Origin of the sequence: Sphingobacterium sp. NGMCC 1.201703 (assembly GCF_047784615.1) — a bacterium.
In the GTDB taxonomy this organism is placed as follows: Bacteria; Bacteroidota; Bacteroidia; order Sphingobacteriales; family Sphingobacteriaceae; genus Sphingobacterium.
Genome location: NZ_JBLOHD010000011.1, coordinates 227,254 through 241,389 on the forward strand (window position 1 = coordinate 227,254; position 14,136 = coordinate 241,389).

Genomic DNA, 14,136 nt, shown 5'->3' on the forward strand with positions numbered 1-14,136 from the left:
TTTTTGTTCAAAATCAGGAAAAAGTAAGAACGTATTTATACATTTGAAAACGCAAGCGGTGATTGACTTTTCTCTGTTCATCCTTTTACTAGAGAGATTGGAAAAAGCAGCAATACCCATTGGTTAATTAAAAAGACACCTGAGCTAAAACACTTACTATGTACAATTTTAAAAACGATTATTCGGAAGGGGCTCACCCCCGTATTTTAGATAAACTCATTGAAACCAATCTCGTACAGCAATCCGGATATGGGGAGGACGAATATGCACAACAGGCAAAAGCAGTCTTGAAAGATAAAATAAACAACCCAGATGCGGGTATCTATTTTGTATCTGGTGGAACACAAACGAATTTATTGGTCATATCGTTCTTATTACGTGTCCATGAGGCGGTAATAAGTGCAAAAACCGGACATATTGCAGCAAATGAAACTGGTGCAATCGAAGCCACGGGACATAAAGTCATTACTACTGAAACCGTGGACGGAAAATTAAGACCCGAAGATATCGCTAATGTTCTGGCGGAGTATGCGCTTGCTCCCCATGTGGTAAAACCAAGAATAGTTTATATTTCAAATTCAACAGAAATTGGCACAATTTACACGCATGCTGAACTCAGGGGGCTCTTTGAATTTTGTCAATCCCATCAGTTGCTGCTGTACTTGGATGGTGCCCGGTTGGGGCATGCCCTTACTGCTGAAAATAACGATTTGACACTTGAAGCTATTAGCCAGTATACCGATGTTTTTTATATCGGCGGAACCAAAAATGGTGCACTTTTAGGAGAAGCCATTGTCTTTAATAAACCTGAATTGGCGACCGATTTTGACTATGCCATCAAACAAAAAGGTGCGATGTTGGCAAAAGGACGTATCCTTTCGATTCAATTTCTGGAACTATTTAAAGATAATCTCTATTTTGATCTGGCCCGAAGGGCAAATTCATTAGCCATGCGTATTGCATCGGCAGTCCGGGAGAAAGGTTATACATTTCTAACGGAATCCAGTACAAATCAGTTGTTCCCTATTCTTCCAAATAAAGTCATTGAACAGCTGAGTGGGAATTATCAATTCTATATTTGGAAACATATTAATACTGATTATGCTGCTATCCGACTTATCACCTCCTGGGCAACGGATGAAGAAAAAGTGACGGCCTTTATCAAGGATCTACAGGAAGCGTAATCAATTAAGACGAACATTTTATTGCGATGGGCGCACGATACAAACAAAGCGCGCAAGAATACGTTATTTCCTTGCGCGCTTCAATTTTATATCAAACATTAATCTTTTGGTTCCACGGCTTTCCAAACGCCAGCGGCGACCGCAGCACCAACTAACGGGGCTACGATAAATAACCACAATTGCGATAATGCATTTCCTCCAGCAAGGATTGCAGGACCAAAAGAACGCGCGGGATTAACCGAAGTCCCCGTCACCGGGATGGCCACTAAGTGGATCAAAAGCAATGTAAATCCGATTGCTAAACCTGCCATTGTACCGTTTCCAACCTTTGATGTTGTAGCCAATATGACAAAAAGGAAGAGAAAAGTTAAAACAGCTTCAATAAGGAAAGCCGAAGCTGTACCATATTCATTTTGATAACCTTTCCCCCATCCATTAGATCCGTAAGCCCATTCGCCAGCTGTAAAACCAGCTAATTGACCACCTAAAATCTGTTGCAACACAAATGCGCCCAAAAGTGCACCGATAAATTGCGCAATGATATAGACGATGGCATCCTTAGCAGACATTCTTCCAGCCAATAGTACGCCTACTGTCACGGCTGGATTAATATGACAGCCTGAGATGCCGCCAATGGCATAAGCGAAGACCACAACCGATAGACCAAATGCTACCGCAATGCCCAAAAGGCCTAGCCCTGAAAGTCCACCCATGGTATTAGCGCCAGCAATAGCAGCTGCGCCACAACCAAACAGTACCAAACCAAATGTTCCAATTAGTTCGGCAACAAACTTTGAAGATGTTTTAATTTCCATATGAATCTGTTTATAACTTAGTTAACTCTAATTTACTCATTTTCTATATAAAAGAAGAATAACGAAAAAATTATTGTAGAACAATATCCACACTTAAAACAAACTTCAACGATTTTATTCTAACCATATTTCATCACAAGCCATCGAGACTTTTCGTCTGGGATGATAGCGCCATTCGGGAAGATGCTGGAATGGCTTGGCCACGATATGCACAACCTTCACATCTCTTTCTATAGCTGTGCTAAATTTTACTTTCTGAACCGTATAATCTTCGTCCAATGTTTCCGTTCGCTGCATTAGCACCTCTTGCTCATTTTTCCCATCAACCGAGATGCTAATGCGAACTTCCTCAGGCGGAAAAATCCAATGTCGCGGATCTTGTAGAAAATTAAGCTCAACAACACCGATCTTACTGCTCTCCTTAAACTCAAAAGTAATATCCATCGGTTCTCCGGTCCATAGTAGCCAGTTATAGCTATAATCCGAATATCCTGATACACTATCAGTCAATGTTTTTATACCATTTGCCGGAAATGAAGGGTCGAAAGGATTCCGCATCTTCATTTGCGCAGCTGACGCTTTATTTAGGCGCAGCCCAGCCACAAATATATCTTCCCATTCATCTCGATATTGGTCTGGGCTTGCGCCGCCTTCGGAAAGCTCCAAAACGCCTAATTTTTTAGCATCTTCAACAAACTGTTGTACTTTCCGTCTGACAAGCGGCCTAACTACCCATTGTCCATCGACCTCCTCAAATATTCCATGTTGACGGGGGCCATAAAACCTGGCTTGCTGTAAGTAAGTATAATCCAGACTAAGGCCTATCCGTCGAATGCGTTGTTCCAACAGCGTATCGCCTTCTACCAGCACCTCGGCTTTTGCCAGCAAGTTACTATAATGGTCCATTGCAGCGGGGCTTAGAAAGTCCCTTCTATTGTCAATCGGATTGCCATAAATAGAAAGTGCAGATGCAGCTGGAGGTAGTGCTTTTCGCCTTGCTTGAAGATATTCATATACCAAAATACCAGCTTTCCCATAATATCCTTGTACAAATTCTTTTACAAGCATATCAGCAGAAATATCGCTATCCCAGACCAAATGAGCCAAAAGATAGGTATTAAGCTCAGCCATATCGGTATAACTTGCGCCACCACCTTGGAGAAAAAGACCTTCTACCCCGGCGTGTTTTAAATAGGCCAGATTATTTTGCAATGTTCCTTCAATTGGAAAAGGCGCGAGATAGTTGGTAAATTGAGTTAGGTAATCCCAGACAAATACATGTGCGGATTTGGCTTTCCAATCTCGCAATTGCTTACGAAAAATTGCTGCTGATGGCTCATTCGCTAGATCATATCGACGGAAAGCATCTATGTTGCTCAATATTACAGTTACATTATCTGCGACCCGGAGATGAGCCGGTGCATTTGCGGTCTCTAAATACGCCAATGTGGTAAACTTCTTGTCCGGAAATACCGCAGCTACCTTATTTACGAAACGTATCAAGGAGCCTTGCGCCCCCCCTTCAAGCTTATCTACAGCTTGGCATCGGTCACATGTACAGCTCCCTAAATCATCATTTGCGGCAATCGACCAATAGGTCGCTGACGGATTTTCACGCATTTTTTCTTTAAAATAGTGGACTGTATGTTCGAAAACAGCTTCATTAGAAAGACAAAGCTGAGTGGGTTGACGACGGCCGTGATATAGGGAGTAATATTCCGGATGTGTTTTAAAAAATTTATCGGGTGGTAGGATTTTATTAAAGGTATGCCCCCAATCGCCCCATTTTTCTTCCAGATTATGTAAACCATACCAATCGAGATATGACTGATCCAGTTCCACCGGGAAATATATCTCCCGATATGCAAAGCGCGGTTTAGCAAAAAGATGCAAGTCAGCATCAACCGACACTGTTTGCAGCTTAGGTATACTGGTATTTTCCTTTCCAGCATACCATTTGCGACCACCAAGGATTTCCCGTACATAGCGATAAGCAGCATAAATTACCCCGCGACCGCTGCCTTTAATGTACAAATTATTTTGGCTAAACTGTATGGAATAGCTGTCTTCGGGATATACGCTGTCGATAGCGACCTGCTCTAATATGATTGCAGGTTTACTTTGATCAGAATCCTTAAAATCAAAGCTTGTACCCGTACTCTGTTCTGTATAATCATTAATCACTGCAGCTGCATGCGACAAGAAGGCATTTTGCTGATCAGCATAAATAACATATTGGGCTACACCATCTTTTACCAATTGAATTCGCTCTTTTCCATAGGCTACTGATGCACAAAAAAGCAAGCTTAACATATACTTCCACATTTTAAAAATATTTCTTCAGGGAAAGATTCAGATCATACTGATTCATAAATGTGCCTTCAGCCACCTTATAATAGCTCCATCCGCCCATCAACGTAAATCCCCAGCTATCTATACGATGCTGCCAACCTGCATTAATTGACCTGGACAAAAAGCCATAACTGTTATTCAAGAATTGATAACGGGACGGATCATCAGGCGAGGTTCCGATATTGCCAATTATCGTTACATACGAATCCGGTTTCTCGGAATTATAATAATGTCTTAGGCTCAATGAATACGCTTGATTCCACCGTTTCGAGTCATGCAATAAAAATCCCCTTAAGTAAATGAAAGTTGGACCGATATATCGACCGGCTGAAGCTACCATCCCATAGTTGTTGATACGATCCGCTGACCTGACATAGCGCCCACCAACATCAAAAAGCCAGCTGCCTGCTTCACGATAAATACTATAAGCAGCCCTCCAGGTGGGAAATACCGCTCCATCGGCCCAGGCAATGTGGTGATAAGCATAAAGACTTGGTCCATAATTTATCCAGGCATCCAATCCCGCCTGGTAACCTTTATCACCGCGTCTGTTTCCGTAATTAAACTGACCGATAAGGACATCCTTTTTATTGAGCCGTTGACCATATTCTAGTCCCGAAATAAAAAAATGACCATTCGGCCTATCTTGTGCACTCTGCATATGATTTAAACCAAGATAGAAATGATAAGGCAAATTCTCCCGGTATACCCTGGATAGCCGTTCATAATGATTATGGTCAGGGAATTGCCTTCGAAGCGGTTCGATATAGGCCAGAGCCAAAGCATAATCTTTGTTTATTGCAGCAATATTTGACAGCTGCTCACGGACAAATACACTGCTATCCCCTCTGCTCCACAATGATTCATACGTAGACTTAGCCTTACTATATTCCTTATTTAACATAAAGGCGGCGGAGCGTAAATACAATGAACGATTGTCGTTCGGAATTAAATTTTCCATACTATCCGCATAAGAGAAAACTTTACTAGTATCCCCACTAGCGATACCTTTACGTCCTTTTTTGTACCAATCATCCATGTGATAGCTACTTATATAAAGAGCCTCCCTAGTTTTAAATTCCCGATAGGCCTCTGTAATTGCTGTATCTTGCGGAAAACGCTGCAAAGCCCGCTGCCATACCTGCTTAGCACGAAACCAATCGCCCACACTCTCGTATGATAATGCTAGGGGCAAATAACTATCCTTGTAATTCGCATCCTTGGCTAATACAGATTCAAAATTTGGAATAGCCCAATCAACCTTTCCCATTTTTTGATAGCTCAATCCTAGTATATAAGTAAAGTCGGTATAATCTGGATAGGTCGCCAGTACTGTACGGCTCAACATAATAGACTGATCCAGCTTGCCTTCATGTAGGTAACGTATCGCCTGAGGAACCAAACTGTCCACATCATATTTTTTATTATTCCAAATTACCTGTGCCTCAAGAGGTGCTATCCAAGCTATCTGGAAAAAAATGAGGATATATAATAACTTGTCCATTTTTCTATTTTTTTGTCTCAATTGACGGTTCGGGGGATAGTGTTCCTTTACGCTTCATGTCGCCCCAGGCATGCTTCTTGCCGAACAACTCTTGTATATAGCCTTTCATTGAACTGTACACTATAATAGGATGGTATACAAAAGGTTCTATAAATGCGGTCAGGCATAAACGAATAATATCCTGTCGCCTTTTATAATACTTGTAAACATAATTATCCAATAAAATCGAAAAGCTGGTTAAGAAAACAGAAAACATATACACAAATATCAACAGTAATATCGCCATGGGCCAGTTGATTCCATTTGTTGCAATAAGGTAGATGTAAAAAACAATGCCCAAAATCTCCATTATGGGAGCGAAAAATTCGAAAATGGCATTATAGGGAAATACGATCAGGCCAAACTGTCTATATTTTGGATTAAAGAAAGCTTTGCGATGGGCCCGCATTATCTGCATTAATCCGCGTGCCCAGCGAATGCGCTGACGCGTTAGCATCTTTAGACTATCAGGACCTTCTGTCCAGCATAAGGTTTGGGGGATATATTTAATCGTATATTTTTGATGGTTATCACACATAACCATGCACATTCTTGTCACCATTTCCATATCCTCTCCTAAAGAATGTGAGTCATAACCTCCTGCAGCAATAAGGATCTCTTTATCAAATAATCCAAGACCTCCAGATACATTGGGAATACAATTTAGATAATTCCATCCCATTTTACCAAGCAGGTAAGACCGTATATACTCCATTTCCTGGAATCGTGCAAGAATAGCTTTGGGCAAAGCAGCTTCGACGAGCATGCCCGCATCTACATAACTTGAGTTAGACATTCTTAATGTTGCACCAACCGCTATAACACGTTCCTTTGAATCCAATACAGCCTCCATCAACTGAACTAGTGTATCATTGGCAAGCACGCAATCAACGTCTGTATTTAGGATGTACGGAAAAGCGGCAACATTTATGCCCGCGTTAACAGCATCAGCCTTACTCCCACCATTGACCTTATCAATAACGGTCAGTCTTTTGTGGGAAATATCCCTTGATTTATAAATAGCTTTGATCTCCTGACAAGGAACTAAATAATCTACCAGGAAATCTATCTGCACGAGGTCAAATTCATGAATTAATTTTTCCAAAGTATCATCCTTGCTACCATCGTTCACGATGACAACCTCGTAACGCGAGTAGAAAAGTGTCATCAACGAGCGCACATTATTGACAATTGTAACCGACTCATTATAAGCTGGTGCAACAATACTCACACCTGGAGCAATTTCTGATTCCATCAGGGTTTGCACAGATCTTGAATTTCGCGTGCGTAAATTTTTTCGGATTGAGATCGAGGACATTCGGAACAACAAAACGTACACAATCAAAAGCAGAAGGCAATAGAAACCAAATATAAATTCTATGGATGAAATAAAATCTTTCATAAGATGCTTCTTTTAAATGGTCAAAAGAACAATTAAATATAATGAACCATCGGATTCGTTATATAGCGTATAAGCCTATCGGTCATAGCATCCGCTTTATCATTTATTCTCCGCAAATACATTGTACTGTAAGGTCTTTGAGTGATCAAAGATCGATACGCATGTTTACGCAATTTGACCGGCAGTTCTGAATTCTCAAAAATATTAGCTAAAAAATCGAGCGACTTCCCTTGCCCCAATCGACCAATGGCCTTTAAGATTTCAATTCGGATATGTAGACTCTGATGCTGATCATATAAATCGCGTAGTTGATCCTCGCTCTCTCTTGCAAGCAATTTTCCCAATGAGTTTACAGCCTTTATAATCGTATTCATATCTTTATTAGCTACAATTAATTTCCATAATTGACTAGCCTCCAGTTCTTGATAATATACCATCAGATCCATTAAGAGTTTGTTTACCGCAAATGTTTTGGATTCATCCAACCATTGCGAAAAAGAATACGTTCCAAAAAAATCTGTCAGCACGATAGTTTGATAGATATCAACAGCGTGCAATTCATTGATTCCCTCAAGCTGGCTAAACACCCGGTCAAAAGCTTGTTCCCCTTGCACCTGTAATAAATACCGAAAAGCTGCAACGCGAATTTCAATCTTTGGGCTCGCTAATAATTTGTCCAACACATTTTCCTGTACAACAACTTTCATCAGTGCCAAATCATTTAAAGATCGGACTATAGGAGCCATATGTTTTGCTGCATGCCTGATTTCATATTGTGCTTCCTTATCATAACCCAGTTCGTTAAATAAATTCCGCATACTGCGCCCTTTTTCCCCACCAATGGTCCTGATAAATTCATGTAAAATATCGCGTACAACTTTAACCTCTAATCTCTTCTCTAAATTCAGTCCTAGCTTGTCTATTGGAAAATGGCTAACGTTATTTTTCACCAGGACCTGCTCATAGATAAAATCCCTTAAAATTGGATAAATTCGTGAATAACAAATCCGATACCGATAGTCGCGATAGTAAAATATTGCGATTCCGATAAGGCAACATGTCCAGAACAATACACTCAATATCAGCGCTACAGTAACCAATAATGGCCATCCCCTGCCTTCAAAGAAAGTGCGGACAACATGGATGATATCGTTAAATATGCTAAGCATGACCTATTCTTAAACGGACACGGGAAATAAGTTCAGAAGGTGATATGGGTTTTTTAATGTAATCATTTGCCCCAACCTCAAAACCTTCAACAATGCTGTTGTCATCACGATAACCTGAAATAATGATTACAGGAACTTCATTGTTAATGCTACTTTTCCGAATACGGTCGATGATTTCATACCCGTTGGCGAAGGGTAAAGCCAGATCGGTAATCACTAAATCAATCGTCTCATCGGAAACAAGTGCTAGTGCTTCTTTCCCCGATTTAGCAAGCAACAAGTCATAGCCTTCACGTAGTAGGACAAATTGCATGGTACTCAATAGAATCTCATTATCTTCGATAACAAGGATCCTTTTCTTTTCGTTCCACATAATAGTATCAATTAGTTTTTCATAGTGAAGCAAAGCTCAAGAAAAAAAAGGAAAGAGTTTGTAGTATAAGCACTACAAACCGTTTTAAACGGTTTAAAACCAACTTTTATACAATTTATTTCACAAAATGACAAAAAAATGACCTTATTATAAAAGCAAGGTGTCAGTTAATCCGATTTACTAGTATTAAAATTTTAAACTTCATGGATCAGGTTCCGCGTTGATCTCCATGACAATTTTTGGCGTTGGTGTTAGCGTAGTTTATTCGATAAAATTTAAAGCGCATAAAAAATTAATACTGTATATTTACATAGGAAAAATAATTTTATGAAAATAGCTTTCTTTTCGACAAAACCTTACGATAAAGTCTTTTTTGAACGGGAAAATGAACATTATGGTTTTCAATTCAATTTTTATGAAACCCACCTTGGCCCTCATATTGTCAATACAATTGAAAACGAGAAAGTTGTCTGCGTTTTTGTAAATGATAAATTAAACCGGCAGGTAATCGAAGTTCTTGCACATAAAGGTATAAAGCTGATTGCTTTGCGATGTGCGGGTTTCAACAACGTTGATCTGGAAGCTGCAAAAGAATTTGGTATTCAGGTCTGTCGTGTTCCAGCCTATTCCCCGGAAGCTGTTGCTGAACATACGATGGCCATGTTATTGACACTCAATAGAAAAACCCACAAAGCCTATAACCGTGTCCGCGAACAAAACTTTGCCTTAAACGGTTTATTGGGCTTCAATATCCATCAAAAAAAGATTGGAGTAATTGGAACCGGAAAAATTGGAAAGGCATTTATCCGTATCGCACTAGGATTTGGTGCACAGGTCATTGCCTACGATTTATATCCTGACCAGGATCTGGCCAATGCCGGAGTCCAATACACCAATCTTGATCAATTATTTAAGGAATCAGATATTATCTCCTTGCATTGTCCGCTTACAGCAGATAACCATTACCTCATCAATAAAGAGTCACTGGCAAAAATGAAGGCTGGTGTGACCATTATCAATACAAGCCGAGGCAATCTTATCCATACAAATGATGCCATTAATGCATTAAAAGAGCATAAAATAGGATTATTGGGGATTGATGTCTATGAACAGGAAGAGAAACTGTTTTTTAAAGATCTGTCCACAACGATCATAGAAGATGACACCATCCAGTTATTAATGAGTTTTCCGAACGTTTTAGTAACCGCACATCAGGCTTTTTTCACAACAGAAGCACTCACTCAAATTTCTCAACGAACATTAAAAAGTATTGCTGACCTCTTGAACACAGGAACGACAGACAATGAAGTACTAATATAACATCACACCGAAGAGATCATTAATTTTTAACATGAATAATACAAAGAACAATAAAGTTTTAAAAGGCTTTTTATTGGCTGTTAGCGCAGCCATACTTTGGGGTGTTTCCGGAACTTTTGGTCAATTTCTTTTTCAACAACGAGGCCTCAATGTCGAATGGCTGATTACCATTCGAATGTTGGTAACGGGTGCTGTCCTGCTCATTTTAGCAGGAGCAAATAACCGCAGGGATCTATGGTCTATCTGGCACAACCGTAAAGATGCCATTGATCTGCTTTTATTTAGCATTGTTGGCGTACTTGCTGTTCAATATTCCTATTTTGCTGCGATCAATTATTCCAACGCTGCTACGGCAACGGTGATGCAATATACTGGCCCGGTTATGATCGCGATCTATATTGCGTTAAAAGAGCGGAAATTTCCCAATGGCAAAACATGCCTGGCAATTTTACTGGCCGTATTAGGGACGTTTTTGCTGGTCACCCATGGTAAAATAGGAACATTGTCCATCTCTGGCATTGCGCTGTTCTTTGGATTAGTGTCGGCAGTAACGCTAGCCTTTTATACCTTACAACCTGTTCATCTCCTCAATAAGTATAAATCAACAGTTGTCATTGGCTGGGGAATGCTCATCGGCGGAATTGCATTTTGTTTTGTCAGGGCTCCCTGGGATGTTGCCGGTGTCTGGGATATGCAAACCTATTCTTATACATCGTTTATCGTTTTTTTTGGAACCCTCATTCCTTTTTACGCATACCTCACAGCAGTCAAGTTAATTGGCGGTCAAAAAACTAGCCTGCTCGCTTCTGCAGAACCTTTATCAGCGGCATTACTGGCGGTATTATGGCTTAACACCCCATTTGCCTTTACCGACTGGATGGGTACTGCATGTATTATTCTGACTATTGTCTTATTGGGAACATCGAAAAAAGAAGAAGCAAAACCTTGATCTTTCAACACAGGTCATCGAAAAAATGAAAGCAGCATTACAGGCATAAATCAACGTATCATACGGGATCAAATGATACCATTTGATTTGCTACTGATCTCTTAATTCTTGCTTATAGCTTAACCACCATTCATCCAGTTGCTCGATAATCGGAAGCAAAGTCTTGCCTATTTCACTCAGTTTATATTCGACACGCGGTGGTGATTCTGCATAAATCTGTCGGCACAGGATGCCATCGCGCTCCAGTTCACGCAATTGAACAGTTAATGTAGTCTGCGCCATATCATCCATTTCTCTTCGCAATTCCCCAAACCGCTTAGGGCACTCTTTTGCAATGGCTTTGATCAGTAAAACCTTCCATTTTCCACCTATAATCTTAAAGATACCATTGACATCGCAGCAACTGCCAAAAAACTCACTTTTTTTTTCGTCCATAATCACCTCATACTGACCATTAGTTCATAAAACCATACTAAGTACATCATTTATAACTACTTGATCACAAAAAATTTCCAAACTATTTTTGACTATAAAATTATCAAAAACTTTCTATATGCGCTTCCAAATTAAAGATTTGCTTCATATTTCTATCCTATCCATTGGCATCTTTTTGTTCGTCATTGATTTATTCATTATCAATGTTTCCTTACCGACCATACAACATGCGTTGGACCTGAGTAATAGTGCAACGCAATGGATTATTATTCTATATATCATTGGATATGCTAGCCTGCTGATCAATGCGGGTAATGCCGGAGATTATTTTGGCAAAAAGAAATTATACTTACTGGGTATGGCCGGTTTTACGGTTGCATCGATATTATGCGGAATGGCAACCAATATCTATTTCTTATTACTCGGCAGGCTGCTCCAGGGAATTAGTTCAGGTATGATGGTACCTCAGGGTATCGCATTAATTACCTTACTTTTTGAAGATGCGGCAAAACGATCGATGGCCTTGGGGGTATATGGCAGTATTGCGGGTATTGCTTCTGTTATCGGCCAGCTACTCGGTGGTTTGCTTCCGGATCAATCCTGGATACAGGAAAGCTGGCGCCTTATTTTCCTCATCAATATCCCTATTGGTGCCCTTGCCTGCATTGCCGCTTATCACTATGTCCCTAGCGATAAGGCAAAGCCCAAATCCACAATTTCGTTTATACCGATGCTGACTTTATTTATACTCATGATAGGAATGATATACCCTTTGATCATGGGACCTGAATTGCATTGGCCCATCTGGTGTATATTATTGTTAGGGACTGCCATCATCTTAACACTGTTGTTCCTGAAAAAACAGAAGCAATTCGACCAAACGGGGCAACAGGCACTTTTTAATTTCTCACTCTTTCGCAGCAAGGTCTTCAACCTCGGGTTAATCGCTGCACTGGCCTACTACATGGTCCAAGATGCCTATTTTATTATTAATTCCAATTATTTACAGAATCACAAAAGTTATACCGCAACAATGACAGGTATTGCATTTGTTTATCAGGGTGTAGGCTACGTTGTTGCCAGCCTGATGGTGAGCAGGTTGATTCAGCGCTATGGGAAAGCAGTAGTCCTGGCCGGATTGGGCACAATGGTTATAGGTCTGTTCTTTCATTTGCTCGTTCTCAACAAAGTGACTGTCACGACTGATCAGCTTCATCTGCTCTTCTTCTTTTATGGGCTTGGCTGTGGTAGTGTGCTACCCTCCCTAATGACACTTGCATTAAAAGATGTCAACAAGGAATTAATCGGTGTAGGGTCCGCCATCTATCTCACTATACAACAACTATCTATCTGTCTAGGTATCGCGTTTGTTGTCGGCTTGTTCTTACATCAAAATGGAGACAGCTTTTTCCAACTGCGTCATATTACTGCTGCTTATGGTTATGCGACTACGGTATCTATGCTGTTACTTATTCTAGTGGCCTTTTGCATTGTCTGCTTACCGACAATTCGGAAACCGAAGGAGAACTTTATTAACGCTCAGCAGCAGTATGACCGTGAAGTATAAGTATGCCGATGAAGTATTGAATTAATCTTTTGGTTCGTATTTTTTAAACAACGCGTAGTCATATGGGATGTGCATACTTAAAGACTTGGCCTCCCATGTATCTCCACCTTCGGGAAGATAAAAGTCATAAGCATTGTCAAGGAAATTCTCCCCATCAGGAGCTTCCTGCCAGTGTTTTTTTTCTCTATTATAGAGTAATATCATGCAGCTTACACAGTGTTCGTTCCCCTCTTTCTTGGGGTTTTCATAACATTTACCAATTTTGATATTCAGCTTTTGTTCAATAATAACATCTGTCAATCGTCTATTCGTGAGATAGATTAAAGCCAATTGTGCATCTTCATCTGTGGGAGACTTCCTGGCAGGTATCAGTTTGTCAAATTGCGCATTTTTAATCTTTGCCATTTCTGCTGATTTAAATTCTGGGGCAAGAAGATTGGTATCGACAGGACGAAAGTCCTCCACATCAGTTACACGGGTGGCACCGGGTTCTAAGGAAGATCCCCGTGATGCTGTATCAGCATCCAACGCCGCTGAACCACCATCATTTTTACCAAATACCTGAGCTAGTTCCGACAAATGATGTCCGATATGGTTAAAACCAACAACATAATGTAAAAAAACAAAACCTATCACAAGTACAGATAAGCCTATTATTAAGCCCTTTTTACTCCCTTCCCCTTTGCTTTTGTCTTTTTCTACTTCCAAAAAAGAAGATGGGACAGGCTCTTGACGAGCAGTGGAATTGCTGTGAGGAACCTCGTCATAATCAACTAAAAATAGGTCTTTACCATCGAAAAGATCAATATGTCCATCTTCGAACATTTGGATAATATCTTGGGCCGTTTTCAATTTTACATTTGCGCGATTGGCGATCAGTTTAATAGCATCATCGTAATTGTCTTGCTTAATTAAATCTATAATTATTTCTTTATCGATTTCGACATTGTTGACGAGAATAGTTTTGTTCATCTGCTTGTATCTTCTTTCAGTTGATTCCTGTTATATTATGTTCTTTATGATATTC

General features: G+C 40.2%; 12 protein-coding genes. 4 read left to right on the top strand and 8 right to left on the bottom strand.

All coding sequences use genetic code 11. From position 1 onward, the window contains the following. Positions 1-158 precede the first annotated feature (158 nt). Positions 159-1,184, top strand: a complete 1,026-nt coding sequence (locus tag ACK8HY_RS21195) for a threonine aldolase family protein (RefSeq protein ID WP_416134733.1) — start codon at positions 159-161, stop codon at positions 1,182-1,184. A 98-nt stretch (positions 1,185-1,282) separates the two neighbouring features. Here ACK8HY_RS21195 and ACK8HY_RS21200 read toward each other — a convergent pair whose 3' ends face one another. The 6 genes from ACK8HY_RS21200 to ACK8HY_RS21225 all read right to left on the bottom strand — a co-directional run bounded on the left by ACK8HY_RS21200 (position 1,283) and on the right by ACK8HY_RS21225 (position 8,838). Then, on the bottom strand, positions 1,283-1,999 hold the full coding sequence (locus ACK8HY_RS21200) for an MIP family channel protein (protein ID WP_416134734.1): 717 nt from the start codon (positions 1,997-1,999) through the stop codon (positions 1,283-1,285). Between the two features lie 114 nt (positions 2,000-2,113). After that, positions 2,114-4,312, bottom strand: a complete 2,199-nt coding sequence (locus ACK8HY_RS21205) for a DUF4838 domain-containing protein (RefSeq protein ID WP_416134735.1) — start codon at positions 4,310-4,312, stop codon at positions 2,114-2,116. Between the two features lie 13 nt (positions 4,313-4,325). Then, entirely contained in the window at positions 4,326-5,855 is a 1,530-nt protein-coding gene (locus ACK8HY_RS21210) for a YaiO family outer membrane beta-barrel protein (RefSeq protein WP_416134736.1), read from the bottom strand. A gap of 4 nt (positions 5,856-5,859) precedes the next feature. Continuing rightward, a complete protein-coding gene (locus ACK8HY_RS21215; protein WP_416134737.1) occupies positions 5,860-7,149 on the bottom strand; it encodes a glycosyltransferase family 2 protein in 1,290 nt (429 codons plus the stop codon). 179 nt (positions 7,150-7,328) lie between these two features. Further along, a complete protein-coding gene (locus ACK8HY_RS21220) occupies positions 7,329-8,465 on the bottom strand; it encodes a HEAT repeat domain-containing protein (protein WP_416134738.1) in 1,137 nt (378 codons plus the stop codon). After that, on the bottom strand, positions 8,458-8,838 hold the full coding sequence (locus ACK8HY_RS21225) for a response regulator (RefSeq protein ID WP_077434150.1): 381 nt from the start codon (positions 8,836-8,838) through the stop codon (positions 8,458-8,460). The genes ACK8HY_RS21220 and ACK8HY_RS21225 overlap by 8 nt, the downstream gene beginning before the upstream one ends. 327 nt (positions 8,839-9,165) lie before the next feature. Here ACK8HY_RS21225 and ACK8HY_RS21230 point away from each other — a divergent pair, with 327 nt between their 5' ends. Both ACK8HY_RS21230 and ACK8HY_RS21235 read left to right on the top strand, forming a co-directional pair. Beyond that, positions 9,166-10,158 (top strand): 2-hydroxyacid dehydrogenase, encoded by a 993-nt coding sequence (locus ACK8HY_RS21230; protein ID WP_416134739.1) that lies wholly within the window; start codon positions 9,166-9,168, stop codon positions 10,156-10,158. Positions 10,159-10,189: 31 nt separating this feature from the next. Continuing rightward, entirely contained in the window at positions 10,190-11,107 is a 918-nt protein-coding gene (locus tag ACK8HY_RS21235; RefSeq protein WP_416134740.1) for a DMT family transporter, read from the top strand. A gap of 90 nt (positions 11,108-11,197) precedes the next feature. On the opposite strand, the gene ACK8HY_RS21240 is transcribed toward ACK8HY_RS21235, so the two are convergent. Next, on the bottom strand, positions 11,198-11,542 hold the full coding sequence (locus ACK8HY_RS21240) for a winged helix-turn-helix transcriptional regulator (RefSeq protein ID WP_077434156.1): 345 nt from the start codon (positions 11,540-11,542) through the stop codon (positions 11,198-11,200). A 118-nt stretch (positions 11,543-11,660) separates the two neighbouring features. On the opposite strand from ACK8HY_RS21240, the gene ACK8HY_RS21245 reads away from it, so the two are divergent. After that, positions 11,661-13,109, top strand: a complete 1,449-nt coding sequence (locus ACK8HY_RS21245) for an MFS transporter (RefSeq protein ID WP_416134741.1) — start codon at positions 11,661-11,663, stop codon at positions 13,107-13,109. 21 nt (positions 13,110-13,130) lie between these two features. Here ACK8HY_RS21245 and ACK8HY_RS21250 read toward each other — a convergent pair whose 3' ends face one another. After that, a complete protein-coding gene (locus ACK8HY_RS21250) occupies positions 13,131-14,081 on the bottom strand; it encodes a hypothetical protein (protein WP_416134742.1) in 951 nt (316 codons plus the stop codon). Positions 14,082-14,136: the final 55 nt, after the last annotated feature.

What these genes read in the sequence shown, in the direction of transcription:
- ACK8HY_RS21195 (WP_416134733.1), top strand. Translation starts at nt 159, where the DNA reads ATGTACAATTTTAAAAACGATTATTCGGAAGGGGCTCACCCCCGTATT.
- ACK8HY_RS21200 (WP_416134734.1), bottom strand. Translation starts at nt 1,999, where the DNA reads ATGGAAATTAAAACATCTTCAAAGTTTGTTGCCGAACTAATTGGAACA.
- ACK8HY_RS21205 (WP_416134735.1), bottom strand. Translation starts at nt 4,312, where the DNA reads ATGTTAAGCTTGCTTTTTTGTGCATCAGTAGCCTATGGAAAAGAGCGA.
- ACK8HY_RS21210 (WP_416134736.1), bottom strand. Translation starts at nt 5,855, where the DNA reads ATGGACAAGTTATTATATATCCTCATTTTTTTCCAGATAGCTTGGATA.
- ACK8HY_RS21215 (WP_416134737.1), bottom strand. Translation starts at nt 7,149, where the DNA reads ATGGAATCAGAAATTGCTCCAGGTGTGAGTATTGTTGCACCAGCTTAT.
- ACK8HY_RS21220 (WP_416134738.1), bottom strand. Translation starts at nt 8,465, where the DNA reads ATGCTTAGCATATTTAACGATATCATCCATGTTGTCCGCACTTTCTTT.
- ACK8HY_RS21225 (WP_077434150.1), bottom strand. Translation starts at nt 8,838, where the DNA reads ATGTGGAACGAAAAGAAAAGGATCCTTGTTATCGAAGATAATGAGATT.
- ACK8HY_RS21230 (WP_416134739.1), top strand. Translation starts at nt 9,166, where the DNA reads ATGAAAATAGCTTTCTTTTCGACAAAACCTTACGATAAAGTCTTTTTT.
- ACK8HY_RS21235 (WP_416134740.1), top strand. Translation starts at nt 10,190, where the DNA reads ATGAATAATACAAAGAACAATAAAGTTTTAAAAGGCTTTTTATTGGCT.
- ACK8HY_RS21240 (WP_077434156.1), bottom strand. Translation starts at nt 11,542, where the DNA reads ATGGACGAAAAAAAAAGTGAGTTTTTTGGCAGTTGCTGCGATGTCAAT.
- ACK8HY_RS21245 (WP_416134741.1), top strand. Translation starts at nt 11,661, where the DNA reads ATGCGCTTCCAAATTAAAGATTTGCTTCATATTTCTATCCTATCCATT.
- ACK8HY_RS21250 (WP_416134742.1), bottom strand. Translation starts at nt 14,081, where the DNA reads ATGAACAAAACTATTCTCGTCAACAATGTCGAAATCGATAAAGAAATA.